Below are 25105 nucleotides of genomic sequence, written 5' to 3'. Positions count from 1 at the left end.
CGCTCGGAACGCCGCTGCGTGAGCCGCGGCGGCGCTCTCGGCACGTGCCGCGGTCGCGTCGCGGGGCGGCGATGAGTACGGGTACTCATGTGCGGCCCCCCGGCTCCCCTTACCGTCTGTGCACGTGCCCGAAGAACCGACACCGCGCCCGGCCACCGGTGAACAGACCGGCTGGTGCTGCCTCCTGCTGCTCGCCGCCCCGTCGCTGCTCTGGTTCGCCGGGGCCCGGTTCCTGCCGGAGCGGGTCCTGTGGTTTCCGGTGTGGGCGGCCGCCGTGGTGTGGAGCGGGACCGACGGCCACGGGGGCATCGGCCATCTGCTGGGCTGAGCACGGCCCGGCCGGCCGCCTCAAGGCTGCGAGCGCAGCCAGCGGACCTTCTCCGCCTCATGGAACGGGCCGCCGCCCTCATGGTCGTTGAAGTCGTACACCCGGATGGCCTTGTCCTCGTGCGCCCAGGCGTTGAACGCCGCGAACACCGTCGACGGCGGACACGTCCGGTCCTCCAGGGCCGCCGAGAACAGGGCCGGCGCCCGGCCGCGGGCCGCGAAGTGCACCGCGTCGAAGTAGGACAGCGTGCGCCGCACCTCCTGCGAACGCCCGCGGTGGGTCTTGAGGAACAGGGCGATCTCCCGGTACGGCGGCCGGTCCGTCAGCGTCACCGCGCGAGGGAAGTCGCACAGGAACGGCACGTCCGGGGCGATCGCGACCAGGCCGGGCACCAGGGCGCCGACGGCGATGGCGATACCGCCGCCCTGGCTGACACCCGTCACGGCCGTGCGCGACGCATCCGTCAGCGGATGCGACCGGGCCGCCTCCACCGCGCGTACGGCGTCCGTGAACACCCGGCGGTAGTAGTAGTTCTCGGGCGCTTCGACCCCCCGGGTCATGAACCCGGGGTAGGCCGGCGCCGCGCCCACCGGATCCGCCGTGGCCCCTGCGCCGCCCCAGCCTCTGTCCCAGCCGCTGCCCTGCCCGCGGGTGTCCATCAGGAAGTGCGCCCGGCCGGTCGAGGCCCACAGCAGACTCTCGTGCGGCAGACCGCGCCCGCCGCCGTAACCGAGGAACTCCACGACCAGCGGCAGCGGTTGCGTGGTCCCGGCCGGCAGCCGCAGCCAGCCCTTGACGGGGTGACCGCCGAACCCGGCGAACGTGACGTCGTACACCTCGATCGTGCTGAGTCCGCACTCCACGGGCTCGAAGCGGGCATCGAGTTCGTGTGCGCGGGCCTGCTGCAGCGTCTTGTCCCAGAAGGCGTCGAAGTCCTCCGGTTCACGGGACTCGCTCCGGTAGGTGCGCAGTTCGCCGAGCGGCAGATCGAACAGGGCCATCGTCACAACCGCCTTCGCGAAGGGAGACCGTGACGTCCCACGGTACGGAGGATCGGACGGTCCGCCGACGCCGTGGCAGGGGCGAGCGCGGCGAGTACGGGGGCCCGGTCACGCGCACGGTGACCGGGTCGGCCACCTGTCACATCCGTGGCTGCGTCCACCGGGGCCCCGTCCGGGCCCACTCCCGCTCCCACTCGGCCAGCCGGTGACGCAAGGCGATCCGGCGCCCGGTCAGGTGGCCGAGGAGCACCACCGTCGCCGTGCCACCCGCCGCGCACAGGCCGACGGTCACCGCGTGCTGCCACACCGCCACGCCGTCCGGCGGCGGCGCCACGCTGCGGCCCCGGGAGTCGAACCACACAGAGACCGGCTGCCCGGCGCGGGTCCCCGACGGCACCCGGGCCCACGCCGTACGGGCTCCCTTGCCCGGCTCGGTCCACCGGACCTGGGTGCGGTACGGATGCCGGCGGTCTCCCTCCAGCACGGACCGCCGCTCGGGCGGATCGCCGAGCACCACGGCACGTACCTCGTGGCGCTCGGCCCGCTGCTCCGCGGCGAGCGCCCGGGCCTGGCCGTGGGCGTGCAGGCCCGCGGCCACCCCCGCCAGCGGCGCGACCACGAACAGCAGGACGGCGACCACCAGCACCGTCCACGCCTCGACGACATCCGCCCGGCGCCGTAGCGGATTGCGCCGCCAGCGCCAGCCGCGCACGCGGGTACGCATGTCCACCTCCTCGCCGCCGCCGGAGCCGGAGAGCCGGAAGAGCCGGATCGCCGGTCCACCGCCCCCACCGCTCACGCACACGAGTCCACACCCGTCTCGTACCCCGTGGGGAGCACCTCGCGCATGCCGCGAACCGCTAGTTCCGGCCCATATGGCGCACAGCGCACACCCTGCACTCCACGATTGCGCGCCGGGCTCCGCCACGCGACCCGGGCGCTGGTTCGAACCGCTCGATCCCGATGGCCCCACCGGCCGACGTGCCGCGGCCGGCGGCCGCGAGGCATGCCCGGCGAAGCCGCGGGACCCGCTGTAGCCGCGGGACCCGCTGCACCCGCACACATGGGGTGCCCACCCACAGGCGCGCTGTACGACCGGGAGCGGCACCACATGTGTGGCCGCCATACGTCCCGTCGCCACACCCGGCGAGTGCCGCGGGTGAGCACCGGCGTCGTCCGTGTGCCTGGTCCACCGTCGCTCCGGGTGCTCAGGGTGCTCAGGGTGCTCCGGGTGCTCCGGCCCTGGTCGGCGCCCCCATCGTTGCGGCCGTATGAACTCTGGCGGGGAGCGGGAATACCGGTCCGGCGCCGTTCCTTGCGATCGGTGTCGGCGCCGGTGGGCGGACGACGGTGCGAGAGACACGCCGGTGAAGGCACGGGCGACGCACCGGCGACGGCACCAGTGACGCGCCGGTCACGGCACGAGAGAAGTGAGGAACGAGGATGCCCCAGGCGTACGTCCCCAGGACCCGGACCGAGGTGGCCGTATGAGCGTCGTGAGCGGCCCGGGTGGCCCCGGCCGGACCGCCGCCGGTGTCCCGCACGTCCTCGACAACCCGGCCCTGGCCTCCCTGACCGGCCCGCACGCCCACCTCGCCGAGTCGCGCGGCCGGGTGCGGCGCTACCCGGTCGACGTCTCGCCGTGGCTGGCGCTGCCCGACGAACCGGACGCGCGGGACTGGGCGGACCTCGCCGCGCTGGCCGGTCCGGGCACCGGTGTCCCGCTGGCCGGCTTCGGCGGGGAGGTCCCGCCGGACTGGGAGGTCACCTTCCGGATCGAGGGCGTGCAGCTCGTGGACGACGGCGTCGCCGCCGCGCCGGACCCGGAGGCGGTCCGGCTCGGCCCGGCGGACGTACCCGAGATGCTCGACCTGGTGGCGCGCACCCGGCCCGGACCGTTCCTGCCACGCACCGTGGAACTCGGCACCTACCTCGGCATCCGGCGCGGCGGAGCGCTGATCGCCATGGCCGGTGAGCGGCTGCACCCGCCGGGCTGGACCGAGATCAGCGCCGTCTGCACCGACCCCGCCTTCCGTGGCGAGGGTCTGGCCACCCGCCTGATCCTGGCGGTCGCGCACGGCATCCGGGAACGCGGGGAGACGCCGTTCCTGCACGCGAGCGCCGCGAACACGGGAGCCATCCGGCTGTACGAGTCCCTCGGCTTCCGGTTGCGCCGCCGCACGGCGTTCCTCGAGGTGCGGGCGCCGGAGCGGCTGGCCGACGGCCGCGCGGCGGTGCCGGTGCCGCAGCCCGGGTGACCCATTAGTCCGGGTCGGCTTAGTCCGGGTCGGCGCCGTCCGCCCCCGCGTTGTACCGCTCCAGGTAGGCCGCGAACCGTGCCAGGTCGTCCTCCGGCCAGTCCGCGAGCCGCTCCCGGAAGGCGGCCCGGCGGCTGCGGGTGACCTGGGCGAGGATCTCCCGGCCGGCCTCCGTCAGATGCAGGACCTGGACCCGGTGGTCCTCCGGGTCCAGCCGGCGCTCGATCAGCCCGGAACGCTCCAGGGCCGCCACCTGGCGGCTCACCGTGGACTTGTCCAGGGCGTAGTGCGCCGCCAGGTCCGTCGCACGGCAGCCGTCACGCTCCTCCAGGTGTCCGAGCAGGGTGTACGACACCAGGGACAGCTCGGGGTGCATACGGCCCGCCGAGGCGCGGGCCCGGCGGGCGAAGATGGTCATCTCGCGCTGGATCGTCTCGACGGCCGACTCCGCTGAGCTCACGGGAATTACCTCCTCCGGCGTTCTAGTTGTACAGTACAACTTGGACGAGTAGTTGTATAAGCCAACCTTTGGAGGGTCGCGCTCGATGAGGTCACCGGCACTGCGCCATGTGCTCACGCACCTGGTCACCCCGCTGCTGATGTGCATAGGCATGGGGCTCGCGTACATGGGGGCGTTCGTCACCCCGGAGCCGCACCACCTGCCGGTCGCCGTCGTCGGCACCGCCCCGAAGGCCAAGGTCCTCGCGCAGACGCTCAAGGACGGCGCGGGGGACAAGCTCGACGTCCGCACGGTGGCCACCCGTGCCGACGCCGTCGCCCTGCTCAAGTCCCGTACGGTGACCGGAGCCTATGTGCCGAACGCCGAGGCACCCGAGCTGATGGTCGCGAGCGCCGCCTCCGACATGGGCGCCACGGCCGTGGAGAAGGTCTTCACACCGGTCGCCGCCGGGCAGGGCGCGCCGCTGAAGGTCACGGACGTGGCCCGCCCGGTCGCCGACGACCCCACCGGCCAGGGCCTGTTCTTCCTGCTGATCGCGGTCAGCATCGGCTCCTACGCCTCCGTCGCCGCGCTCGGCGCCGCCGGTGCCGGCCTCGCCATGCGGATCCGCGCCCTGCTCGCCCTCGGCGTCTCCGCGGTGGTCAGCGGCATCGGCGCACTGCTCGCCGGGCCGGTGTTCCACCTCGCCCACCACGACCTCGCGGGCGTGTGGGGCATGGCCTGGCTGTACTCGGCGGGCATCCTCCTCATCGGCGTCGGCCTGCACACCTTCCTCAAGCGGTGGACCACGCTGACCATGATGGTGCTGTTCGTCATGCTGAACTTCACCAGCTCCGGCGGGCTGTTCCGGCCCGAACTGCAGAACGGCTTCTTCGGTAGCCTGCACGCCTTCTGGAACGGCGCGGGCTTCGTCGAGGGTGTGCGCAGCCTGCTGTACTTCGCCGACGACGGCCTCGCCCGCAACGTGTGGACCCTCGCCGTCTGGCTGCTGGCCGGTGCCGCGGTGACCGCGCTCGCCGCCCTCCACGAGCACACCCGCCGGCCCCACGAGCACTCCGCCCGCCCCGGTACCGAGCCGACACCGGCGGAACACGCGGAGCAGGCGGCGGACGCGGAGGACGCGGAGGAGGAACTCGAGGAAGCGGTCGGCGTCTGACGCGGGCTCGGGCCGCCGTCAGGGCCCCGGCGTCCGGCGGCCGGCCGCGCGAGCGGCGGCTCCCGTGGACGACGGCGGCCCGGCGCGGGTGCTGGGGTAAGGTGGCCGTCCGGTCGCGGACGGTCGCGGCCCCTGGGGCGAGGAGGTGAGACCCATTACCGCTGTGTCGGACGGGGTGCTCCCTCCACGTGACGGCGCGGTACACCGGTAAAGGTGACCGCGGGAGCGCCCTGATTGTCTCGCGCTCCCGAAAGGCTTCGGCTTCCATGCTCACTCCCGCACCGCTCTCCTCGTCCGCCGCCGTCCGCGCACTGCGCGCCGCCGGATGCGTCTTCGCCGAGGACGAGGCCGAGTTGATCCTCGCCACCGCCCGCACCCCCGAGGAGGCGGCCGCGATGGTGGACCGGCGCGCCGCCGGACTGCCGCTGGAACACGTCCTCGGCTGGGCCGAGTTCCACGGGCTGCGCGTCCTCGTGGAACCGGGCGTGTTCGTCCCCCGCCGCCGTACCGAGTTCCTCGCCGACCAGGCGCTGGCCGCCGCGCCGGACGCGACCGTCGTCGTGGACCTGTGCTGCGGTTCCGGCGCGCTCGGCGCGGCCCTCGCCCACGCCCTGGACGGGGCCGAGGTGCACGCCGCCGACATCGACCCGGCCGCCGTACGCTGTGCCCGGCGCAATCTCGCCGCCTTCGGCGGCCGGGCCCACCAGGGCGACCTGTACGACGCCCTGCCCCGGGACCTGCGCGGCCGGGTGGGCGTCCTGACGGCCAACGTGCCCTACGTCCCCACCGCCGAGGTGGCCCTGCTCCCGGCCGAGGCCCGCGACCACGAGCCGCTGGTCGCGCTGGACGGCGGCGCCGACGGCCTCGACGTGGTGCGGCGGGTGGCCACCGGGGCACCGGAGTGGCTGGCCCCCGGCGGCTGCCTGCTGACCGAGACCAGCGAACGCCAGGCACGGGCCGCCGTGCAGGCCTTCACCCACGCCGGCCTGACGACCCGTCTGGCCGTGTCGGACGAGCTGTACGCGCACGTGGTGATCGGCGTGCTGCCTTGAGACCTCTCGTTCGGAACCTTCCGTCCGGATCGTGCCGGGCCCGCGGATCCGGCCTGATCCGAACGGAAGACCCTGGCCGCGCACGGCGCACGGCGCACGGCGCACGGCGCACGGCGCACCGCGCACCCCCCGCCGGTCCGCGGTCAGCCGGTCAGCCGTGGGCCGCTTCCCCTTCCGGCTGCAGCGTGGCCTCGATCTCCAGGACGATCCGGACCTTCTCGCCCAGCAGGACGCCGCCCCCGGGAAGGGCGCCGTTGAAAAACGCGAGCCGTCGCCGGTGCGTGCGGGCCGGCCACGGCCGGTGCGTGCGCACCGGCTACGGCAGGGGCTGCGCCCGGGCGATGAGCAGGGCCACGTCGTCGTGGTTGTCCGGGTGGTGCAGCGTACGCAGGAGGAGGTCGCAGGTGTCCTCCAGGGAACGGGCGGGATCGTCGAGCAGGGACAGCAGGAAGGCCAGGCGCTCGTCCAGCGAGTGGCGGCGGGTCTCCACCAGCCCGTCGGTGTAGAACACCAGCTCGTCGCCGGGGTCGAAGTCGACCGTGACGGTGGTGAACTCGACCCCGCCCACGCCCAGCGGCACACCGGTGGGCAGGTCCAGCAGCTCCGGCGGACGGCCCGGCCGTACGCGGGCCGGCGGCAGATGGCCGGCGTTGGCGATCCGGCACTGTCGCGTATGCGGGTCGTGGACGGCGTACACGCAGGTCGCGATGGAGTGGTCCAGCGCCGAGGTCGTCTTGTCCAGGTGCTCCAGCAGCCGGGCCGGGTCGAGGTCGAGGGCGGCCAGCGTGGTCGTCGCGGTGCGCAGCCGGCCCATCGTGGCCGCCGCGCTGACGCCGCTGCCCATCACGTCACCGACGACGAGCGCCGTCTTGCCCCCCTCCAGCGGGATCACGTCGAACCAGTCGCCGCCGACCTCGCTGGTGGCGCCCGCCGGCTGGTAGCGGGAGGCCACCTCCAGCCCGGTGGTGACCGGCGGATGACCGGGCAGCAGGCTGCGCTGGAGGGTGAGCGCGGTGTTGCGGGCGTTCTGGTACCAGCGCGCGTTGTCGATCTGCACGGCGGCGCGGGCGGCCAGCTCGCGCGCCAGCAGGAGGTCGTCCTCGTCGAAGGGAGCCGGATTGCGGGTGCGCTTGAGGTCGAGCGCCCCCAGCACCTGGCCGCGCGCGATCAGCGGTACCGCGAGGTAGGAGTGCAGGCCCGCCCGGCCGAGCAGTACGGCCGCCTCGGCGGAGCGGGCGATCCGCGGCAGATCCTCGTCCTTCACCTGCGGCACCAGTACCGCCTCGCCGGTGCGCACGCACTCGGTGACCAGACGGTCGGGTGCGTACCGGGCGATCTGGCCGGGCGGGTCGGCGGCCCGTACGGCGTCGCAGCCCTCCTCCGGGCGCAGCCCGAGCGCCCGGATCACCGCGGACTCCGACGGCCCCAGTGTGCTGGGCCGGCCCTCGACCACCGCGTCCAGCAGGTCCACGGCCGCCACGTCCGCCAGCTCGGGCACGGCGACCTCGGCCAGCTCGCAGGCGGTGCGCTCCAGTTCCAGCGTCGTGCCGATCCGGGCCGAGGCGTCGGCGATGACCGCGAGCCTGCGGCGCGCGGCCTCCGCCTCCACGGAGGCCCGGTGCTGAGCGGTGATGTCGACCAGCGAGACGGCCACGCCGAGCACGTTGCCGAGGATGTCCTCCAGCCGGTACAGCGAGTGCGACCAGGTGTGGTCCTCGTCCGGGTCGGCCGGGGTGCGGCCGACGAGTGTGCTTCCGATCAGCGGCGCGCCGGACTCCAGCACCTGCCGGGCAGCCGCCTGGAGGGCCTCGGCGTCCAGCAGCGGCAGCACCTCGGGCAGGGTTCGGCCCACGTGCTCGGTGGCCGGCACGCCGTTGATCGCCTCCAGGGCCGGGTTCACGGAGACGAACCGCAGTTCGGTGTCGAGGACGGCGTAACCGATCGGGGACTGCTTCACCATCCGCTCGGACAGCGCCACGTCCTGCTCCAGCCGCCGTACGGTCGACTGGTCGGCGGCCAGCCCGAGCGCGTAGACGTCCCCGCGGTCGTCCAGCAACCGCATGTTGCGGAACTCGACCAGACGGGTGGTGCCGTCCTTGTGCCGGACCGGGAAGCCGCCGGCCCAGCTCTGCCCGGTGCGCAGCACGTCGGCGAAGAGCTTGCCGACCAGCTCGATGTGCTGTTCGTGCACCATCAGCCGGGCGGCGTACTCACCGAGGGCCTCCTGCGCGGTGTACCCGAACAGTTCCTCGGCCTGTGGGCTCCACAGGACGATCCGGCCGTCGGTGTCCAGCACCACCGACGCCACACGCAGGACGTCCAGCAGACCGCTGGGGCCCACCGGACCGCGCGCCGGCTCGCCGCTCTCCGTCACCGGAGCTTCGGCTGCACTCATGCCACGCACCGCCTTCGCCCGTCCGCACGGCACGCCGTCCCCCGTGCCGACTCCCCTTGACCTGCCGCGCTCACACCCGACTCTCCGCGCCTTCGCCGTCCACCTCCACCATCCCTCAACACGGCGCCGGACGTCCGCCGAAGTCGCCGCGCCGTGGTGCGTGCGCCGCGGGGCCTCCTGCCGAGACCGTACAACGCTGTCCGGCGGGCCGTGAGAGTTCACGCTCATGTTGCTTCCTTGGCCTGTACATGACTGGCGCGCCACGCCAGACTGTCCGCCGACCGAGTGCTCCCCATCCCCCTCCGAGGAGTCGGCCATGCCCGCGTCCCCCCGGCAACGTTGTCACGCAGTCCTCGCCGGACTCGTCACCCTCGCCACCGCCGCCGTCGTGTCCCTCGCCGCGGCCACGCCGGCCGGCGCCGCCGCCGACGGCTGGACGGAGACCGGCTCCGACCGCGCCGACCCGCTCACCGAGAGCCAGGGGCTGGCCTCGGTGGAGGTCCCGGCGAACAGCCCCAACCGGTACACCGGTATCGGCACCATCCCGATCGGCGTCTCCAGCCGCGGCTGGAATCACGTCGGCGACCCGGACGCCTCGTACAACGGCTACTACATCGAGCCCTATCAGCGGGACTCGGGCAACGCGAAGATGTACCGCGTGCAGGCGCCCGGCGGCGCCTGGTCGGAGTACGTGCACACCCTCGGCGCGGGCGAGGCGCTGAACAACTCCTGGGACGCGGTCTCGCCGGACGGCCAGTGGATGCTGTCCGGCGAGTGGGGCACGATGACCCGCCTGCTGGTCTTCCCGACCCCGGGCGTCAACCCGTCCACCTCCCCCTCGGCGAACCTCCCGCAGGTCTCGACCGTCCGCCTGGACCACGCCGTCCGCGACGTCCAGGGCTGCGACTTCTCCGGCCCGACCACCTTGCTGTGCTCCTCCGACGACCCCGAGGGCAGCCTCTTCGGGCTCACCAAGCCGCTGCTCCGGATCGACCTGTCGGCCGCGCCGAACGGCACGGCCGACGTCTCCGGCCATGTCACGGCCCTGCGCCAGCTGCCGCTGCGCAGCTCCTGCTCGGGGACCTTCGAGGCGGAGGGCATCGACTACGACCGCCGCAGCGGAGTCCTGCGGGTCATCGTGGTCTCGCCCGGCTTCTGCGTGCTGACGGACAGCAAGACGTACAAGTTCACCCAGAGCTGAGGTGTGCACGGCGGCCCGTGGTGCTTTCCTGGGGGTGGAAGCGGTTCGACGGGGTACCCCGTTCCACCGCAGCACGGCCACGAAAGGAGCGATCATGGCAGACACGGAGCGGTCGCACCCCGAAACCGTCACGGTGGAGCTGAGCGGTTCCAAGGAGGACGCCCGCCTCGTCTTCGATGCGCTGAGGTCCTGCTTCGCCACCGACCGGGGCGCGGACGAGGACCCTCAGCAGTTTCACGAGAGCAGGCCGATGGTCTGGCTCGGCACCTATGACGTCGCGGACGCCCATGACGAGGGCTGCCCGCCGGTCCGCCTCGGCGACTCCGTCCAGGCGGACGTCCAGGGCGGCCCCTGGGCCGTGAACCGGTTCCGCACCAAACTGGACTCGATGTTCACCGTGCAGGAGACCTGTGCGGCCTCCGGTGACCAGGAACGGGACCTGCACCTGCGCCTGGAGAGCCGCTGAGTCCCTGAAGCGGCGCCCCGGCCGGCTCAGCCGTCGGCCGGGGCGTACTGTGCCAGGCCATGGCCGAAGGACCAGTCGGCGTCGTCGTTCTCCGTCAGGGTGACGAAGACGTTGCGCGGCTCGGTTCCGGCGCGCTCGTGGACCAGTTCGGCGATCCGCCGGTACAGCGCCCGCTTGAGGTCCGCACCGCGCCCGGCGCGCAGGGTGATCGCCACGAACACCACCGAGTCGTCCCGGCGGATGCCGGGGTAGTCGCCGTACCTCAGCGTGCCGGTGACGCCGTCATGGCCGGTCAGCACCTGGAAACGGTCCTCGGGCGGCACGCGGAGCGTCTCCACCAGGGCCTCCTGTACGGCCTGGCCCAGCGCGTCGAGGCGGGCGGGGTCGGTGCCGAGCGTGTCTATGCGGACGAAGGGCATGGCGGGGCGTCCTTTCGGGCGGCGGATCGGTGTCACGTGAATGTACATACTAGTAGGTACAAGGTGGCCGGAGTCACCCCCTCCCGGTTGTGCAACTAGTTGCATAAAGCGGTCGGCTTCTTCTACAACAAGAGGCGACGACACCGCGCACGGAGGACCCGATGAGCCGTTACCCCAACTTGATGACCCCTCTCGACCTGGGCTTCACCACCCTGCCCAACCGAGTGCTCATGGGCTCGATGCACGTCGGCCTGGAGGAGGCCGAGCGCGGCTTCGAGCGGATGGCGGCGTTCTACGCGGCCCGCGCGCGCGGGGGAGTGGGCCTGATCGTCACCGGCGGCATCGCCCCCAACGACGAGGGACGGCCGTACGAGGGCGGAGCAAAGCTCACCACCGAGGCGGAGGCCGAGCGGCACCGCGTCGTCACCGAGGCCGTCCACCGCGAGGGCGGCCGGATCGCGATGCAGATCCTGCACTTCGGCCGCTACGCCTACCACCGGGACCTCGTCGCGCCGAGCCCGCTGCAGGCGCCGATCAGCCCCTTCCCGCCGCGCGAGCTGACCGACGCCGACATCGAGCGCACGATCGACGACTACGCCCGCACCGCCCGCCTCGCCCGGCAGGCCGGCTACGACGGCGTCGAGATCATGGGCTCCGAGGGCTACCTGATCAACGAGTTCATCGCCGCGCAGACCAACCGGCGCACCGACCGCTGGGGCGGCTCGTACGAGAACCGGACGCGGTTCCCCGTCGAGATCGTCAAGCGCGTGCGCGAGGCCGTCGGCGAGGACTTCATCGTCATCTACCGGCTGTCCATGCTGGACCTGGTCCCGGGCGGCTCCTCGCTGGACGAGGTGATCACCCTCGGCAAGGCCGTCGAGGCCGCCGGAGCGACGATCATCAACACCGGCATCGGCTGGCACGAGGCCCGCATCCCCACCATCGCCACCTCCGTGCCGCGCGGCGCCTACACCTGGGTCACGAAGAAGCTCATGGGTGCGGTCTCGGTGCCCCTGGTGACCACCAACCGCATCAACACACCCGAACTCGCCGAGGAACTGCTCGCCGGCGGCTACGCGGACATGGTCTCCATGGCCCGCCCGATGCTCGCCGACCCCGACTTCGTCGCCAAGGCCGCCGCCGGCACCCCGGAGGCCATCAACACCTGCATCGGCTGCAACCAGGCCTGCCTCGACCACACCTTCAGCGGGCAGATCACCTCCTGCCTGGTCAATCCGCGCGCCTGCCACGAGACCGAGCTGGTGCTCTCCCCGACCCGGCTGAAGAAGCGCGTCGCCGTCGTCGGCGCCGGCCCGGCCGGCCTCGCCTGCGCGGTCTCCGCCGCCGAACGCGGCCACGAGGTCACCCTGTTCGACGCGGCCGGCGAGATCGGCGGCCAGCTCAACGTCGCCCGCAAGGTCCCGGGCAAGCAGGAGTTCGACGAGACCCTGCGCTACTTCCGCCACCAGCTCCAGGCGCACGGCGTCGACGTACGCCTGGACACGTGGGTCACCACCGACACCGTGGCGGACTTCGACGAGGTCGTCGTCGCCGCCGGCGTCACCCCGCGCACCCCGGACATCCCCGGCGTCGACCACCCCCGCGTCCTCGGCTACCTCGACGTGCTGCGCGACGGCGCCCCCGTCGGCGACCGCGTCGCCATCCTCGGCGCCGGCGGCATCGGCTTCGACGTCGCCGAGTACCTCACCGACGGCGGCGACAAGGCGGGGGAGGACCCGGAGACGTACTTCCGCCACTGGGGCGTCGACATGGACTACCGGACGCCGGGCGGCCTCGCCGCGCCGCGGCGGCCGGCCCCGCCGCGCACCGTCCACCTGCTCCAGCGCAAGACCACCAAGGTCGGCGCCGGACTCGGCAAGACCACCGGCTGGATCCACCGCGCCGAGCTGAAGCACCGGGGTGTGACCATGGTGCCGGGCGTGCGCTACGACCGGATCGACGACGCCGGCCTGCACATCACCGTCGGCGAGGAGAGCACCGTCCTGGAGGTCGACACGGTGGTGCTCTGCACCGGCCAGGAGCCGCGCCGCGACCTGTACGAGGAGCTGGTCGCCGCCGGGCGCAGTGCGCATCTGATCGGCGGCGCGGACGTGGCGGCCGAGCTGGACGCCAAGCGTGCCATCAAGCAGGGCACGGAGCTGGCCGCGGCCCTGTAGGCCCCGGGGCCGCAGCGGGGACGAGCCCCTCCCCCCAACGAACGCGTCCCTAGGATGAACGCATGTCACTCCCGCACGCGATCCTCACCGCCCTGCTGGAAAAACCGTCGTCGGGACTGGAGCTGACCCGCCGGTTCGACAAGTCGATCGGCTACTTCTGGTCCGCGACGCACCAGCAGATCTATCGCGAACTGGGGAAACTGGAGGCAGAGGGCTTCATCCGCACGCTGCCGGCCGAGCAGCCGGCCCGTGGGCAGAAGAAGAGCTACGAGGTCCTGCCCGCGGGCCGTGCCGAACTGGCCCGCTGGACCGCCGCCGCGCAGGACCCCCGGTCCATGCGCGACCCGCTCCTGCTGCGGCTGCGCGCGGCGGCCGTGGTCGGCACCGCGGGCCTGGAGGCCGACCTGCGCCGCCATCTGGAGCTGCACCGGCGGCAGCTGGCGGAGTACCGGCAGATCGAGGAGCGCGACTTCCCGCCGGGCCGGGACGCCCCGCAGGACCGCCTGCGCCACCTGGTCCTGCGGGCGGGGATCGACCTGGAGACCTTCTGGACCCAGTGGCTCGCCCACGCACTGGCGGAGTTCGGCGAACTGCCCGAGGAGGAACGCGAGCGGAGCTGACGGCCACCGGCCGTACGCCGACGCGCGCTCCCCGCCCGCTACGGCGGCTCGGCTGGATGGGTGGCTTGGGCCGGTATGGGTGTTCGGTGCGGGTGCGGTGGCTCGGGTCGGTGCGGGTGTTCGGGGCGGGGTGCGGCAGGTCGGCCGGTTCGGTGGCTGGGCCGGTGTGGTGGCTTGGGTCGGTATGGGCGTTCGCGGCTGTTACGGCGGCTCGGCCGGATCGGTGGCCTGGGCCGGTATGGGTGGCGGCCCGTGCGGTGGCTCGGGCCGGTAGGGGCGCTCTGAGCCGGTACGGTCGTTCAGAGCCGGTACGGCTTCGAGCGGCGGCGCAGGACCCAGCCGGTGGCGACGACCCCGGCTCCGACCAGGCCCGCCCCCACGCCCAGGGTCAGGGGGCCGTAGTCGCGGGCGGCGCCGCCGAGGCCGCCCATCACGCCCCGGGACGGAGCCGCGGTGGACGTCGCCGAGATCGTGGGACGGCTGCTGGACGCCGCCGCGGAGACGATCACCGACTGGCTGCCCGCGGTGGTGCCGCTGGAGCAGACCACGACCACGGTGTACGTCCCCGCGCTCACCCCGGTCCAGGCCGCCGACTGACTGACGGACGTGCCGGCCAGTGGCGCCTGCCGGCCCTGGGAGAAGTTCGCCTGGCTGCTGGTGAGCAGGGCCGCGGTTCCCCAGCTGCCGTTGATCTGGGTGCACGCGCTGGTGACCACCGAGACCGTGGAGCCGGTGGTGCTGACGGAGATGCCCGAGGCCGCGGCGCACGGCCCGGCGAGCGCGGCCGGGAGCGCGGCTACGGCCGCGAGGGTCAGGCCGGAGCGGAGCAGAAGTCGCGAGTTGTGCATGGGCTTGGCCTCCGGCGGCACGGTTGGCGGTACGTCCCATGCGCCGCCGAGGGTCGGGAAGCGTCCGTGCTGCCTCCACCGCAGCCAACGCCGCGCCGCACGCACGCGCATGCGGGAGGAGCCCGGTCAGGTGACGGGTTCGTTCGTCCGGCCCAGGGAGAATCGCCGGCTGTCCGGGGGCGGGGACCCGTGGCCGCACCGGGTTCTCAGGGCCGGGCGGCCGGTGGCTGGAGGCAGGACGACCGGGACCGGGGCGGCGGTCAGCTGCCCGTGGTCACCGTCCGGGCCGCCGAGTAGCCGCCCCACGTGCCGTCGGGCAGCCGCGCCCGCAGCCGTACCCGGTGCTCCTCCCCGGCCACGGTGCCCGTGTAGAAACTGTGGTGCGCCCGGCCGCGCGGCGGTGTGCCGCCCCAGACCAGCGAGGTGGCCGTGGTGCCGTCCAGCTGGATCTGGTATTCGGTGATCACGCCGTCCGCGCTCGGCGGGTCCCAGGCGAGGTCGATGTAGTAGGCGTCGCCGGAACGGTGGGTCGCGGCGGTGAACCCGGTGGGCGCGGTGTTCCGGCCGTCGTCGCTGCCCGGCGTGGTGAGCCGGACCGGTGCGCCGGCGGGGGAGAGGTTGTCGGCGGCGTCCCGGGCCCGCACCGTGAAGACGTAACGGCTGCCGGGACGCAGTCCGGTGAGGACGGCGGCGGTCTGGCTCCCGCCGACGCTGTGGATCTTCACTCCACCCTGGTAGACGTCGTACGACACCACGCCCCGGTCGTCCCGGGACGCGCCCCAGGACAGCTGGACGGCGCGGCTGCCCACGGCTCGCCCGGTGGTCCTGTCCGGCCGGGTCGGAGCCGAGCGGTCGGCCGCCGACACGGCCGGTGTCCGCGCCCGTACCGCCCGGCTCGGCGGGCTCAGCCGGCCCTCGGCGCCCCGGGCGCGGACGGTGAAGGCATACATGGTGGACGGCCTGAGCCTGGTGACGTCCACCATGTGCTGCGCACCCGGTACTTCGGCCACCTTCGTGGTGCCGCGATAGACCTCGTAGGAGTGGACCCCGGAACCGCCGGGCGCCGCGTTCCACATCACGTGCACGCTCGTGGCGCTGCCCGCGGCGGCGGTGACTCCGACCGGGGCGCCCGGCAGCCGGCCGTCGCCGTCGTCGGCCCGGCTCCAGCCGCAGGACGCCACCAGCAGCAACGCCCCGCAGACCAGCACGAGCGGAAGGGGAACGCGTCGCACGGCACTGCCCTCCCGGACGGCCTAGGCATCACGTAAAGGTCCGGACCAATATGGCCCGCCCGGTGCGGTCACAGCAAGGGGGCCGTGCTGGTGACCATCCCCCGGCATTACGTATGCTGATCCTCTCGACGGCTGAACTGCCCGCGAGATTCGGGCAGTTCACCCTGTGGCGCGGACACGCTGTCGTCGCCGATCCCGCGCCGGTGCGGGTGGCCGGGGGGTCCGGTCCGGTGCGCGGCCCGGACCCCCCGGCCCCTGTCGTCTCCCCTGCCGTCTCCGCCGCGGCATGCACGTGCTGAGCGGTCCCTCCCTGCCTTGCTGTCCCCTTACGGAGTGTCAGGGGCGTGCTCCATCCGGCCCCTTCACGGCGGACCCCGTGGCCGCACGCCCGAACCGGCAGCACAGTGGGCTAGATGTCCGAAATGTCCCCTACGAGAGGGTCCCCCATCGTGCGTGTCCCGTCGCTGACGCTGGCCGCGGCCGGCGCCGCCCTGCTCGCCCCGGCGGCGCTGCCCGCCCCGGCCACCGCCGTCCCGCCACCCGGGCGGTCCGCGGCCCGCGGCGAGCACGCGGTCCCTGGCGAGCACGCGGTCCCTGGCGAGCACGCGGCTCATGGTGAGCGCGCGGCCGGTGGCGAGCGCGAAGCCGGTGGCGAGCACGCGGCCAGTGGCGAGCACGCGGCCGGTGAGGGGCGCGCGGTCACCGCCGCCGACCTCCTCGCCCGGGTCCGCGTGTGCAAACAGGTCTCCCGGGGCCGGTTCCGCACCGACGCGGGCAACTCCGCGACCGTCCCCGTCTGCGGCACCCGCGACGCCGTCTTCTGGAAGGCCGACCTTGACGTCGACTGCGACGGCCGGCCCACCGCGCGCTGCAACCGCCGCACCGACCCGCTGTTCGCCGCCGCCACCGCCTTCCAGCAGTCCGACGGCCGCCACCTGAGCGCCGAGAGGCTGCCGTACATCGTGGTCCCGGCGCCCAGTCACCGCTGGAACCCCCGGCGGTACGGCGTACACGGCGGCTCCGTGGCCGCCGTCGTCTACCGCGACCGCGTGCGGTACGCGATCGTCGGTGACACGGGCCCGCGCGACATCATCGGTGAGGCCTCCTACGCCACCGCCCGCGCCCTCGGCATCCGGCCCGACCCGCGCACCGGCGGGGCGCCCTCCGGCGTGACCTACATCGTCTTCCGGAACTCCCGGGTCAGCCCCGTCGAGGGCCGTGCGGCTGCGGCGGTGGTGATGGGGCAGCGGCTGGCCAGACGCTTCGTGGGAAAGGACTGACCCAGCCGCGCGGGGTACCGGACACGGTCCGGCCCCGAGGTGTGCCCCCTCACACCTTCCGGTAGCTGTAGGCCTCCGCCGCCGCGGCCTCGACGGCGTCCAGGTCGGCGCCCGTGGCGGCGGTGACCACCGCCGCCACCGCGCCCTCGAGGAACGGCGCGTCCACCAGGCGCGTGCCGTCCGGCAGTTCGTCACCCTCGGCGAGCAGTGCCTTCACCGTGAGCACCGCGCTGCCGAGGTCGGTGAGCACCGCCACCCCGGCCCCCCGGTCCACCGAGGCCGCCGCGGCGGAGATCAGCTCGGCGCTGGTCCCGAGCCCACCGCCCTCGGTGCCGCCCGCGGGTGCCACCGGCACCGCCGTCGCCCCGCCCGCCAGGCCCTTCGCCAGTTCCCCGACCGAGGCGGCCACCTTCGCGCTGTGCGACACCAGCACGATCCCGACCAGCTTCTCCTCACTCACCGTCCGCCTCCGCCGTGTCGGCCAGCGCGGCGATCAGCAGCGCCGACGAGGTCGCCCCCGGATCCTGGTGGCCGATACTGCGCTCGCCCAGATAGCTCGCCCGGCCCTTACGGGCCTGCAGCGGCGTGGTGGCCTCCGCCCCCTCCTCCGCGGCGGCCCGCGCGGCGGCGAACCCGGACGACAGGGCGTCCACGGCCGGCACCAGGGCGTCGATCATGGTCTTGTCGCCGGGCGCCGCCCCGCCGAGCTTCATCACCCCGTCCACGCCCTCGCGCAGCGCCGCGGCCAGCTTCTCCTCGTCGACCTCGGCGGCATCCCCGAGCGCCTTGCCGGTCCGGCGCAGCAGGGTGCCGTACAGCGGCCCGGACGCACCCCCGACCGTCGAGATCAACTGTCGCCCGGCGAGGGTCAGGACGGCGCCCGGGGTGTCCGGCGCCTCCTTCTCCAGGGCTGTTGCCACGGCCGTGAACCCGCGCTGCAGATTGCTGCCGTGGTCGGCGTCCCCGATGGCGGAGTCGAGCGTGGTGAGCCGCTCCGCCTCGCGGTCGACGGACGCGGCGGCCGTCGTCATCCAACGACGGAAGAAATCGGCGTCGAGCACTGTGTCTCCTTGCGTGGTAGGGCTGTTGGCCGTACGGCCGGGTCGGGGGCCGTCTGCTCCGCCGGATCACATCCCCCAGCGCAGCGCCGGGGTCTTCACCGGCGCGTCCCACAGCCGCAGCAGTTCCTCGTCGACCTGGCAGAGCGTGACGGAGGCGCCCGCCATGTCCAGGGAGGTGACGTAGTTGCCGACGAGGGTTCGGGCCACGGGGACACCGCGTTCGCGGAGCACCCGGTGGACCTCGGCGTTGAACCCGTACAGCTCCAGCAGCGGGGTCGCGCCCATACCGTTGACCAGCGCCAGGACAGGACCGCGCGGCGGCATGTCCTCGAGGACGGCGTTGACCGCGAAGTCGGCGATCTCCCCGGAGGTCATCATCGGCCGCCGCTCCCGGCCCGGCTCGCCGTGGATGCCGACGCCCAACTCCAGTTCGCCCTCCGGCAGATCGAAGGTCGGGCTGCCCTTGGCCGGGGTCGTACAGGCGCTGAGGGCCACGCCGAAGCTGCGCGAGCTCTCGTTGACCTGACGGCCGATGGACTCCACGCGCTCCAGCGACTGCCCCTCGGCCGCGGCGGCGCCCGCGATCTTCTCCACGAAGAGGGTCGCGCCGGTTCCCCGACGGCCGGCTGTGTAGAGGCTGTCGGTGACCGCCACGTCGTCGTCCACGAGCACCTTGGCGATCTGGATGCCCTCGTCCTCGGCCAGCTCGGCCGCCATGTCGAAGTTCAGCACGTCACCGGTGTAGTTCTTCACGATGAACAGGACACCGGCCCCGCTGTCCACGGCGGCCGCGGCACGGGCCATCTGGTCCGGCACCGGCGAGGTGAAGACCTCTCCGGGGCAGGCCGCGGTGAGCATGCCCGGGCCGACGAACCCGCCGTGCAGCGGCTCGTGCCCGGAGCCGCCTCCCGACACGAGCGCGACCTGCCCGGTCACGGGGGCGTCCCGGCGGACGATCACCCGGTTCTCCACGTCCACGTTCAGGTCGGGATGCGCGGCCGCCAAACCGCGCAGCGCGTCCGCCACGACCGTCTCCGGTACGTTGATCAGCATCCTCATGGGTGTCTCCTCGTGACTCGGCACTAGGGCTCAGGACCAGCGTCTTGGCAGGTCACCGGCGGCGAGGGCAGTTATTGATCTTGGCGCTTCGTTGTCGTCGGAGGCGGGTCGTGGCGGGTCTGCTGCTGACTCGGTGCCGACTTTCGTGACGGCGTGTCAGGGACTGGCGGCCACCTGGCCGAGGCGGCCGCCTTCCCGTCTACTGGCAGTATCGGCCTTGCGGCAGCGAAGGTCACCTGCGACGGCGCTCCGTCACGCTGCGTAGCGGTCGGTCTGCCCAAGTGCACACGGTTTCGATCGGCCAGGGGACCGCGCGGTGCCGATCGCGATCATCTTCGTGGCCACCTCGGGATGCACCTGGTACCAGCTGCCGGCGGCCTGCGGACAGTGGCGAGCCCGGCGGCCCCCACACCGCCGGGATCAGTCGGTGGTGGGAAAGTCCGCGCCGCGTGAGACCTCTTCCCGCGCGCGGATGTCGGTGAGCATCGAGTCGAGTTGGTCGATCACCGCGTCGTAGCCTGGACCGCCCAGGACGAGCTGGTGTGGGGGCTTGTCCTCTTCGAGTGCGTCGATGACGGCGCGGACGCCGCGTACGGGGTCGCCGGGCTGCTTGCCGTCCTGGCCCACCATGAAGTCGCGGACGGACTCCAGCATCGGCCGGTAGGCATCGACCGTCTCTGTGACGGGCTCGTCCGCGAAGCCGGCGTAGGCCCGGGTGCGGAAGGCGCCGGGCTCGACGGCCAGTACGCGAATGCCGAAGGGTGCCACTTCCTCGCGCAGCACCTGGGTGAGGCCCTCGACGGCGAACTTGGCGGCACTGTAGTAACCGAAGCCGCCGGTTCCCCGGAGACCGGCCACCGACGACATGTTGACGATCCAGCCGGTGCCTCGTGCTCGCATGCCAGGCAGAACGGCACGCAGGACGGACACCACGGCGAAGAAGTTCAGCTCGAAGGTCTTCCTGACGGCGTCGTCCTGCATGCCCTCGACGGAGCCGTACCAGCCACGTCCGGCGTTGTTGACCAAGATGTCGATGCCGCCGAAGCGTGCCTCGGCCGCCGCCACGGCGTCCTGGATCTGCTGGGTGTCGGTGACGTCCAGCGGGAGTACGAGCACCTTGTCGCCGTGGGCCCCGGCCCACTCACGCAGCTGCTCGGGCCTGCGCGCGGTGAGGACGACGTTGTCGCCCCGTTCCAGGGCGGCGTCCGCATAGGTCATGCCGAACCCGCCGGGCGTCCCGCCGGTGATGAACCAGGTCTTCATGGGGTTTCCTCGTTGCCGTCAGTGCGTGCGTGCCTGCACGAAGAATGGGGTTACCGGGCGACCGGCAGGCGCGTCGACACCGACGACTTCGTCTTCACCGCGGGCCCGGCGGCGAGCGATGCGATGCGTGCGCGGTACGCGGACGTCGCGCACGCCGCGAAGAGTGAATGACCCTGCTCGCTGACGGCTTGTGCATGAAGTAGGTGCCGGCCGGGACGTATGCGTCACTGCCCTGATCGTGCGGGTCCTGCAGGGCCACTGCGCCGGGCAGCCCGACGTACAGCCTGATCTGATCGTGCTCATACGTCCCGACTGCCCGGGTACTCACGGGTGAGGACGCCCAGAGCTCGTTGACGGCGGTGTCCATCTTCTACTCCCGCGCCGACCACGATGACGCCTCCGGCCCGTGCCGGGTGGCGGGCGCCGAGGACGACCCGCGTGGCGGCGGGTGCGGGCCCACCGGGCCTACTCGGCCCAGGCCTGCTGCAGAAGAGGGCGGAAGGGGGCGGGCTGTCGGCCGATCAGTTCGGCCAGCGTCGAGTCGACGGCGCTGAACTCGCCGTTCCGGGCTGCCGCGAAGATGCTCAGCATCAGGTCGGCGATCGGGGCCGGGGCGCCGTGCGCGAGAGCTTGCTCGCGGAAGGCGTCGTCGGGGACGACGGTGCGGGTGAAGGGCCGTCCGGTGGCCTGGGACGCGATCTCGGCGACGGCGCTGAAGTCGAGCGCCGCCGGACCGGTGAGCGGTGGGGTGGGCCCCTCGAAGCGGGCCTCGTCGGCGAGGATCGCCGCGGTGGCCTCGGCGAGGTCGTCGTGGCCGGTCCAGGCGACGGGGCCGTCGGCGGGCAGGGCGATGTCGCCGGTGTGGCGGGCGGACTCCAGGAACTGCAGGGCGCTGGCCGCGTAGAAGCCGTTGCGCAGCGCGGTCCAGGGCAGGCCGGTGGCGCGCAGCAGATCCTCGGTCCGGGCGTGGTCGCGGCACGCCTGGAAGCGGGAGTCGTGGGCGGCGCCCATCTGGCTGGTGTAGAGGATGCGGCCGACGCCGGCCTTGACGGCGGCATCGATGGCGGTGCGGTGGCCGGCGACGCACTCCTCGCCCGTGCGGTCGAGGGAGACGAGGAGCAGTCGCTCGGCGCCCTCGAAGGCGTGCACGAGCGAGGCGGGGTCGTCGAAGCTGCCCTGCCGGACACGGACGCCGCGGTCGGCGAGGTCCTGAGCCATGCGGGGGTCGCGGACGCTGACCCCGACGCGGTCGGCGGGGACGCGGTCCAGGAGGCGTTCGACGGTGCGACGGCCGAGCTTTCCGGTGGCTCCGGTCACGATGATCACAGGGTTCTCCCCACGGTGTTTCCAATGGAATCACTCCAACGGTAACACCGAAACTAACGATGGAATCAAGGTTCCGGTATCATTGATTCCATGCCTCTTCGCGACACCACCGAGAGCTCTCGCCGTCGCATCGTCGCGGCGGCCGTCGAGCTGCTGGAGAACGGCGGGCCGGACGCGGTGAGCACCCGCGCGGTCGCGGCCGCGGCCGGGATGCAGCCGCCCGCGATCTACCGCCTCTTCGGCGACAAGGAGGGGCTGCTGGAGGCGGTCGCCGAGCACGGCTACGCGCAGTTCCTGGAGAGCAAGCGCGCGCACCTCGACGCCGACCCGGAGGACCCGGTGGAGGAACTGCGCCGCGGCTGGGACCTGGTGGTGGAGTTCGGGGTCTCGCGCCCGGAGTTGTTCGCGGTGATGAACCGGGCCACCGGCCGGGGGTCGGACGCGGCACACCGCGCCGGCCTGGAGATCCTCCGCGGCCGGGTGCGCCGGCTGGCGGCCGGGGGGTGGCTGCGGGTCGACGAGGAGCTGGCCGCCCAGATCATCCAGGCCACCGGCCGAGGCGCGGTCATCACCTGGCACTCCACGCCCGCGGAACGCCGCGATCCGGCGTTGCTGACCGTCCTGCGCGAGGCCATGGTCGCCGCGATCACCCGCGCCGAACCGACGCTCCCCGCCGCGGAGTCCGGCCCCGCTGCGGCGGCCCGTGCGCTGCGCGCCGCCCTCCCCGACGACGCCGATGTCCTGAGCGACGCCGAGCGGCGACTGCTGCGCGAGTGGCTGACCCGGCTGGCGGCGGACGGCGGCCCGCCACGGGCCTGATCCCGGGCCTGATCCCGGGCCTTGACCCGCTCGGTCCCGCCCGCCGGGGTCGGCCGGGCGCGAACGCGGATGTGCGGGGCGTCGGCGGGCGGCGGTGGCCGTTGCGCGGTGCGGGCTCGGCTCAGCGGTCGAACTCCTCCTGGATCGGTGTCTTCGGCTCTTCCCGCAGGTGCTGGGAGATTCCCGGCTTGCCTCCCGCGCGCGTCTGTTGCGCACGCTGCGCGGCCGTGTGGCCGAGGTCGGCGTCCGGGTCCACCCGCACCGACCTGGCCACCTCCTCAGGGCCCGCGTACTGCTCGGCGGGCATGCCGCGCAGGGCCTCGACGACCTCCTCCGAGGCGCCGGCCTCACGCGCGGCCGAGACCAGGCGGTCCTTGTCGGCCGGGTAGTCCACGCCTTTCAGCGCTGCCAGCACCTCCGTGACGCTGGTCTGTGCCGTGCTCATGGAACCTCCCTCACTCGTCGTCTTCGGCGGTGCCCTCGTCCACGCCCGCGTCGGTGACGTCCTCGTGTTCCGAGGCCACCGGGTACCCCGGCGCCGCGCGGCCCATGAGCGGACCACGGGCCTGCGTGCGACGGCCGGCCCCCCGCCGTCGCCGGCCCGCGCCGGCCCCCGCCGTCGCCGGCCCGCGCCGGCCCCCGCCGTCGCCGGCTCGCGCCGTCACATCGCCATCCACCGCCCCGTACAACGCCGTCGAGACCGGGGTGGCCGGTACCCGCCGGCGCGACGACCGTACAGCCCGGCACGCCCGCTTCGGGTGGCTGCACTTCCGGCACGTCCGTGCACCGCAGTCGCCCGGCACCCCAACCGAGCCTGGGGGTGACAGGACCAGGCGCGGCGCTGCCCGGGCTCGTAGGATCGGCTGCATGAGCAGGCCGAACGCGCTCGGGGAGTACCTTCGGGCCCGCCGTGAGCTGACCGACCCCGTGGACGCGGGGCTGCCGGTCGTGGGCGTACGCCGTACCCCCGGACTGCGCCGCGAGGAGGTCGCCACCCTGGCGGGGATCAGCGCCGACTACTACCTCCGTCTCGAGCAGGGCCGCGACCGCAACCCGTCGCCCCAGGTGCTCCAGGCCCTGGCGCGGGTCCTCCGGCTGGACGCGACCGCCACCGAGCACCTGCTGAGCCTGACCACCGCCCGCCCGGCCGCATCCCGGCGCCCGCGCCGCGAGACGGTGCCGACCGGGATCCGGCAGCTCCTCGACGCGATCAACCTCCCGGCGTTCGTGGAGAGCCGCACGTTCGAGGTGCTCGCCGCGAACCGGCTGGCCGGCGCGGTGTCCCCGAACATCCGGCCCGGCGTCAACCGGCTTCGCTCGATCTTCCTGGACCCCGCCGAGCAGGATCTCTACCCGGACTGGGAACAGGCGGTCCGAGGTGTGGTCGCCGGGTTCCGCGCCTCCGTGGGCAGTGACGTCGACGACCCGCGGATCATCCAGCTGGTCGGTGAGCTGTCGCTGGCCAGTGACACGTTCCGGCGGCTGTGGGCCCGGCACGACGTCACCGCGCTGGCCGGGGGGACGCTGCGACTGCGTCACCCCCGGGCCGGTCTGCTCGAACTGCGCCGGGAGAAACTGCCGCTCAGTGACTCCGGCGGGCAGATCCTGGCCGTCTATCACGCCGAGCCGGGCTCGCAGTCGGCCCGCGCGCTCGCCGCGCTCGCCTCGCCGGAGGCCATGGAGACGCCCCGTGCGTCGGCGGCGGACGCATGAGCCGCGTCCCACGTGAGCCATGGCCGCGCCTGTCGGCCGCACGGGGGCCGGTCCGGCTGAGTCTGAGGGGGAGTCAGGCCGGGCGCGCGGGTTCCCCGCGGCCCCGGGGTCCGTTCCCCGGTCCGCCGCCCCTCAGGCCGTCGGAAGGAGGTTGACGAGGAGGATCAGGGCGCCGGCCGCGGCGGCGGCGGTGACCACCCAGGGCCACAAGGGGCGTTCCTCGGGCGGCCGCACCTCGGTGGACTTGGGCACGATGGCTCCTCGCGGGCGTACGACGGACACGATGACTCCTCGCGTGCGGACGGCGGGGCTGGACCACCTCCATCGTGGGACGGCGCACGGGTGTGTGTCAGTGCCGCTGACCACCGGGCTTCGGGTGGGGTTCTCACCACCCGGTACGTCCGCCGATACGTCCGCCGATACGGCCTCCCTTACGTCCGCCGATACGGCCTCCCTTACGTCCGCCGATACGGCCTCCCATACGTCCTCCGTACGTCCTCCGCACGTCCCCGAACCGGCCCGGGTCGGCGTCCCGTGGCCGGCACCGCATCGGCCGGGCCGTCCGGGGAACTCGGTGGGCCGGGACCGGGGGGCCGCCGACCCGTCAAGGAGGCGGCGGCGTCGCCGTGGACGAGTGGGAGATGTGGGACATGCACGACGAGGTACGGCTGTCGGCGCGCGAGCGGCTCGCGCTGTTGCAGATCGAGGCGAACCTCCGGCAGGACCGGCGGTTCGCGCGGCGCATGGGCGCGGTACGGCACGGAGTCTGGCTGCCGGCGGCGGTGCTGCTGCTGGCGGTCGCGTCGGGGTTCGTCGCCGTCATGGGCATCCGCACCTCGGATCCCGCGCTGCTGTGGTGCTTCGCGCTGCTGTGGCCGCTCACCCTCTTCCAGGCGTTCCGGCTGCTGTGCCGCGCGGGCCGCCCGCGCTCCCGGCCCCGCACCGGAGCCCAGGTCACCCCGTGGCTGTGA

Annotated in this window: 27 protein-coding genes; 12 read left to right on the top strand and 15 right to left on the bottom strand. The window is 73.4% G+C overall.

The window, feature by feature from the left end; all coding sequences use genetic code 11:
- The first annotated feature begins 124 nt into the window (after nucleotides 1–124).
- Complete coding sequence (locus tag AB0B40_RS14045; RefSeq protein ID WP_345048805.1) at nucleotides 125–328, top strand: hypothetical protein; 204 nt, start codon at nucleotides 125–127, stop codon at nucleotides 326–328.
- Nucleotides 329–348: 20 nt separating this feature from the next.
- On the opposite strand, the gene AB0B40_RS14040 is transcribed toward AB0B40_RS14045, so the two are convergent.
- Nucleotides 349–1329 carry an acetylxylan esterase gene (locus tag AB0B40_RS14040; RefSeq protein ID WP_345048804.1) on the bottom strand — a complete coding sequence of 327 codons (981 nt, stop codon included), beginning with the start codon at nucleotides 1327–1329 and terminating at the stop codon, nucleotides 349–351.
- A 139-nt stretch (nucleotides 1330–1468) separates the two neighbouring features.
- A complete protein-coding gene (locus AB0B40_RS14035) occupies nucleotides 1469–2053 on the bottom strand; it encodes a hypothetical protein (protein WP_345048824.1) in 585 nt (194 codons plus the stop codon).
- A gap of 763 nt (nucleotides 2054–2816) precedes the next feature.
- On the opposite strand from AB0B40_RS14035, the gene AB0B40_RS14030 reads away from it, so the two are divergent.
- Nucleotides 2817–3587 (top strand): GNAT family N-acetyltransferase, encoded by a 771-nt coding sequence (locus AB0B40_RS14030; RefSeq protein ID WP_345048803.1) that lies wholly within the window; start codon nucleotides 2817–2819, stop codon nucleotides 3585–3587.
- Between the two features lie 19 nt (nucleotides 3588–3606).
- On the opposite strand, the gene AB0B40_RS14025 is transcribed toward AB0B40_RS14030, so the two are convergent.
- Nucleotides 3607–4047 (bottom strand): MarR family winged helix-turn-helix transcriptional regulator, encoded by a 441-nt coding sequence (locus AB0B40_RS14025; protein ID WP_345048801.1) that lies wholly within the window; start codon nucleotides 4045–4047, stop codon nucleotides 3607–3609.
- Between the two features lie 85 nt (nucleotides 4048–4132).
- On the opposite strand from AB0B40_RS14025, the gene AB0B40_RS14020 reads away from it, so the two are divergent.
- Complete coding sequence (locus tag AB0B40_RS14020; protein WP_345048800.1) at nucleotides 4133–5203, top strand: hypothetical protein; 1071 nt, start codon at nucleotides 4133–4135, stop codon at nucleotides 5201–5203.
- Nucleotides 5204–5469: 266 nt separating this feature from the next.
- Nucleotides 5470–6255, top strand: a complete 786-nt coding sequence (locus AB0B40_RS14015) for a putative protein N(5)-glutamine methyltransferase (protein ID WP_345048799.1) — start codon at nucleotides 5470–5472, stop codon at nucleotides 6253–6255.
- Nucleotides 6256–6406: 151 nt separating this feature from the next.
- Here AB0B40_RS14015 and AB0B40_RS14010 read toward each other — a convergent pair whose 3' ends face one another.
- Together AB0B40_RS14010 and AB0B40_RS14005 are read right to left on the bottom strand one after the other, a co-directional pair.
- Nucleotides 6407–6568 carry a hypothetical protein gene (locus tag AB0B40_RS14010; RefSeq protein ID WP_345048797.1) on the bottom strand — a complete coding sequence of 54 codons (162 nt, stop codon included), beginning with the start codon at nucleotides 6566–6568 and terminating at the stop codon, nucleotides 6407–6409.
- 3 nt (nucleotides 6569–6571) lie between these two features.
- Nucleotides 6572–8650: a SpoIIE family protein phosphatase gene (locus tag AB0B40_RS14005; RefSeq protein WP_345048796.1), complete on the bottom strand. Its 2079-nt coding sequence runs from the start codon at nucleotides 8648–8650 to the stop codon at nucleotides 6572–6574.
- 316 nt (nucleotides 8651–8966) lie between these two features.
- Here AB0B40_RS14005 and AB0B40_RS14000 point away from each other — a divergent pair, with 316 nt between their 5' ends.
- Nucleotides 8967–9851, top strand: a complete 885-nt coding sequence (locus AB0B40_RS14000) for a hypothetical protein (RefSeq protein WP_345048795.1) — start codon at nucleotides 8967–8969, stop codon at nucleotides 9849–9851.
- A 94-nt stretch (nucleotides 9852–9945) separates the two neighbouring features.
- Entirely contained in the window at nucleotides 9946–10317 is a 372-nt protein-coding gene (locus tag AB0B40_RS13995; RefSeq protein WP_345048794.1) for a hypothetical protein, read from the top strand.
- 26 nt (nucleotides 10318–10343) lie between these two features.
- Here AB0B40_RS13995 and AB0B40_RS13990 read toward each other — a convergent pair whose 3' ends face one another.
- Nucleotides 10344–10736, bottom strand: a complete 393-nt coding sequence (locus tag AB0B40_RS13990) for a tautomerase family protein (protein WP_345048793.1) — start codon at nucleotides 10734–10736, stop codon at nucleotides 10344–10346.
- Nucleotides 10737–10897: 161 nt separating this feature from the next.
- Between AB0B40_RS13990 and AB0B40_RS13985 the strand changes: the two genes are divergently transcribed.
- The gene (locus tag AB0B40_RS13985) at nucleotides 10898–12913 is read left to right on the top strand and encodes an NADPH-dependent 2,4-dienoyl-CoA reductase (protein ID WP_362263987.1); all 2016 of its coding nucleotides are present in this window, start codon (nucleotides 10898–10900) and stop codon (nucleotides 12911–12913) included.
- Between the two features lie 62 nt (nucleotides 12914–12975).
- On the top strand, nucleotides 12976–13533 hold the full coding sequence (locus AB0B40_RS13980) for a PadR family transcriptional regulator (RefSeq protein ID WP_345048790.1): 558 nt from the start codon (nucleotides 12976–12978) through the stop codon (nucleotides 13531–13533).
- A 299-nt stretch (nucleotides 13534–13832) separates the two neighbouring features.
- Here the strand turns inward: AB0B40_RS13980 and AB0B40_RS13975 are convergent, their stop codons facing one another.
- On the bottom strand, nucleotides 13833–14381 hold the full coding sequence (locus tag AB0B40_RS13975; protein ID WP_345048789.1) for a hypothetical protein: 549 nt from the start codon (nucleotides 14379–14381) through the stop codon (nucleotides 13833–13835).
- A 260-nt stretch (nucleotides 14382–14641) separates the two neighbouring features.
- On the bottom strand, nucleotides 14642–15613 hold the full coding sequence (locus tag AB0B40_RS13970) for a fibronectin type III domain-containing protein (RefSeq protein ID WP_362263986.1): 972 nt from the start codon (nucleotides 15611–15613) through the stop codon (nucleotides 14642–14644).
- A 446-nt stretch (nucleotides 15614–16059) separates the two neighbouring features.
- Here AB0B40_RS13970 and AB0B40_RS13965 point away from each other — a divergent pair, with 446 nt between their 5' ends.
- The gene (locus AB0B40_RS13965; protein ID WP_362264002.1) at nucleotides 16060–16893 is read left to right on the top strand and encodes a glycoside hydrolase family 75 protein; all 834 of its coding nucleotides are present in this window, start codon (nucleotides 16060–16062) and stop codon (nucleotides 16891–16893) included.
- A 49-nt stretch (nucleotides 16894–16942) separates the two neighbouring features.
- Here the strand turns inward: AB0B40_RS13965 and AB0B40_RS13960 are convergent, their stop codons facing one another.
- From AB0B40_RS13960 to AB0B40_RS13940, 5 genes are all read right to left on the bottom strand, one after another.
- Nucleotides 16943–17353 carry a PTS fructose transporter subunit IIA gene (locus AB0B40_RS13960; protein ID WP_345048785.1) on the bottom strand — a complete coding sequence of 137 codons (411 nt, stop codon included), beginning with the start codon at nucleotides 17351–17353 and terminating at the stop codon, nucleotides 16943–16945.
- Entirely contained in the window at nucleotides 17346–17954 is a 609-nt protein-coding gene (dhaL, locus tag AB0B40_RS13955) for a dihydroxyacetone kinase subunit DhaL (RefSeq protein ID WP_345048783.1), read from the bottom strand. Before dhaL ends, AB0B40_RS13960 begins: the two co-directional genes overlap by 8 nt.
- A gap of 66 nt (nucleotides 17955–18020) precedes the next feature.
- On the bottom strand, nucleotides 18021–19013 hold the full coding sequence (gene dhaK, locus AB0B40_RS13950; RefSeq protein WP_345048782.1) for a dihydroxyacetone kinase subunit DhaK: 993 nt from the start codon (nucleotides 19011–19013) through the stop codon (nucleotides 18021–18023).
- A 420-nt stretch (nucleotides 19014–19433) separates the two neighbouring features.
- Nucleotides 19434–20276 (bottom strand): SDR family NAD(P)-dependent oxidoreductase, encoded by an 843-nt coding sequence (locus AB0B40_RS13945; RefSeq protein ID WP_345048780.1) that lies wholly within the window; start codon nucleotides 20274–20276, stop codon nucleotides 19434–19436.
- A gap of 465 nt (nucleotides 20277–20741) precedes the next feature.
- Nucleotides 20742–21602 (bottom strand): SDR family oxidoreductase, encoded by an 861-nt coding sequence (locus AB0B40_RS13940; protein ID WP_362263985.1) that lies wholly within the window; start codon nucleotides 21600–21602, stop codon nucleotides 20742–20744.
- A gap of 90 nt (nucleotides 21603–21692) precedes the next feature.
- Here AB0B40_RS13940 and AB0B40_RS13935 point away from each other — a divergent pair, with 90 nt between their 5' ends.
- A complete protein-coding gene (locus AB0B40_RS13935; protein ID WP_345048776.1) occupies nucleotides 21693–22421 on the top strand; it encodes a TetR/AcrR family transcriptional regulator in 729 nt (242 codons plus the stop codon).
- A 121-nt stretch (nucleotides 22422–22542) separates the two neighbouring features.
- Here the strand turns inward: AB0B40_RS13935 and AB0B40_RS13930 are convergent, their stop codons facing one another.
- Nucleotides 22543–22866: a DUF2795 domain-containing protein gene (locus AB0B40_RS13930; RefSeq protein WP_345048775.1), complete on the bottom strand. Its 324-nt coding sequence runs from the start codon at nucleotides 22864–22866 to the stop codon at nucleotides 22543–22545.
- 422 nt (nucleotides 22867–23288) lie between these two features.
- Between AB0B40_RS13930 and AB0B40_RS13925 the strand changes: the two genes are divergently transcribed.
- Nucleotides 23289–24134 (top strand): helix-turn-helix transcriptional regulator, encoded by an 846-nt coding sequence (locus tag AB0B40_RS13925; protein ID WP_362263984.1) that lies wholly within the window; start codon nucleotides 23289–23291, stop codon nucleotides 24132–24134.
- Nucleotides 24135–24266: 132 nt separating this feature from the next.
- On the opposite strand, the gene AB0B40_RS13920 is transcribed toward AB0B40_RS13925, so the two are convergent.
- Complete coding sequence (locus AB0B40_RS13920) at nucleotides 24267–24416, bottom strand: hypothetical protein (RefSeq protein WP_345048771.1); 150 nt, start codon at nucleotides 24414–24416, stop codon at nucleotides 24267–24269.
- A gap of 344 nt (nucleotides 24417–24760) precedes the next feature.
- Here AB0B40_RS13920 and AB0B40_RS13915 point away from each other — a divergent pair, with 344 nt between their 5' ends.
- Nucleotides 24761–25105, top strand: coding sequence for a DUF3040 domain-containing protein (locus AB0B40_RS13915; protein ID WP_362263983.1), 345 nt, complete (start codon nucleotides 24761–24763; stop codon nucleotides 25103–25105).

Source organism: Streptomyces sp. NPDC042638 (assembly GCF_040647235.1).
In the GTDB taxonomy this organism is placed as follows: domain Bacteria; phylum Actinomycetota; class Actinomycetes; order Streptomycetales; family Streptomycetaceae; genus Streptomyces; species Streptomyces rameus.
This window is presented reverse-complemented; position numbering and strand designations above follow the sequence as displayed.

Coding starts and splice junctions, on each gene's coding strand:
- AB0B40_RS14040 (WP_345048804.1), bottom strand. CDS start 1,329: ATGGCCCTGTTCGATCTGCCGCTCGGCGAACTGCGCACCTACCGGAGC.
- AB0B40_RS14035 (WP_345048824.1), bottom strand. CDS start 2,053: ATGCGTACCCGCGTGCGCGGCTGGCGCTGGCGGCGCAATCCGCTACGG.
- AB0B40_RS14030 (WP_345048803.1), top strand. CDS start 2,817: ATGAGCGTCGTGAGCGGCCCGGGTGGCCCCGGCCGGACCGCCGCCGGT.
- AB0B40_RS14020 (WP_345048800.1), top strand. CDS start 4,133: ATGAGGTCACCGGCACTGCGCCATGTGCTCACGCACCTGGTCACCCCG.
- AB0B40_RS14015 (WP_345048799.1), top strand. CDS start 5,470: ATGCTCACTCCCGCACCGCTCTCCTCGTCCGCCGCCGTCCGCGCACTG.
- AB0B40_RS14005 (WP_345048796.1), bottom strand. CDS start 8,650: ATGAGTGCAGCCGAAGCTCCGGTGACGGAGAGCGGCGAGCCGGCGCGC.
- AB0B40_RS14000 (WP_345048795.1), top strand. CDS start 8,967: ATGCCCGCGTCCCCCCGGCAACGTTGTCACGCAGTCCTCGCCGGACTC.
- AB0B40_RS13995 (WP_345048794.1), top strand. CDS start 9,946: ATGGCAGACACGGAGCGGTCGCACCCCGAAACCGTCACGGTGGAGCTG.
- AB0B40_RS13990 (WP_345048793.1), bottom strand. CDS start 10,736: ATGCCCTTCGTCCGCATAGACACGCTCGGCACCGACCCCGCCCGCCTC.
- AB0B40_RS13985 (WP_362263987.1), top strand. CDS start 10,898: ATGAGCCGTTACCCCAACTTGATGACCCCTCTCGACCTGGGCTTCACC.
- AB0B40_RS13980 (WP_345048790.1), top strand. CDS start 12,976: ATGTCACTCCCGCACGCGATCCTCACCGCCCTGCTGGAAAAACCGTCG.
- AB0B40_RS13975 (WP_345048789.1), bottom strand. CDS start 14,381: ATGCACAACTCGCGACTTCTGCTCCGCTCCGGCCTGACCCTCGCGGCC.
- dhaK (WP_345048782.1), bottom strand. CDS start 19,013: ATGAGGATGCTGATCAACGTACCGGAGACGGTCGTGGCGGACGCGCTG.
- AB0B40_RS13945 (WP_345048780.1), bottom strand. CDS start 20,276: ATGAAGACCTGGTTCATCACCGGCGGGACGCCCGGCGGGTTCGGCATG.
- AB0B40_RS13935 (WP_345048776.1), top strand. CDS start 21,693: ATGCCTCTTCGCGACACCACCGAGAGCTCTCGCCGTCGCATCGTCGCG.
- AB0B40_RS13930 (WP_345048775.1), bottom strand. CDS start 22,866: ATGAGCACGGCACAGACCAGCGTCACGGAGGTGCTGGCAGCGCTGAAA.
- AB0B40_RS13925 (WP_362263984.1), top strand. CDS start 23,289: ATGAGCAGGCCGAACGCGCTCGGGGAGTACCTTCGGGCCCGCCGTGAG.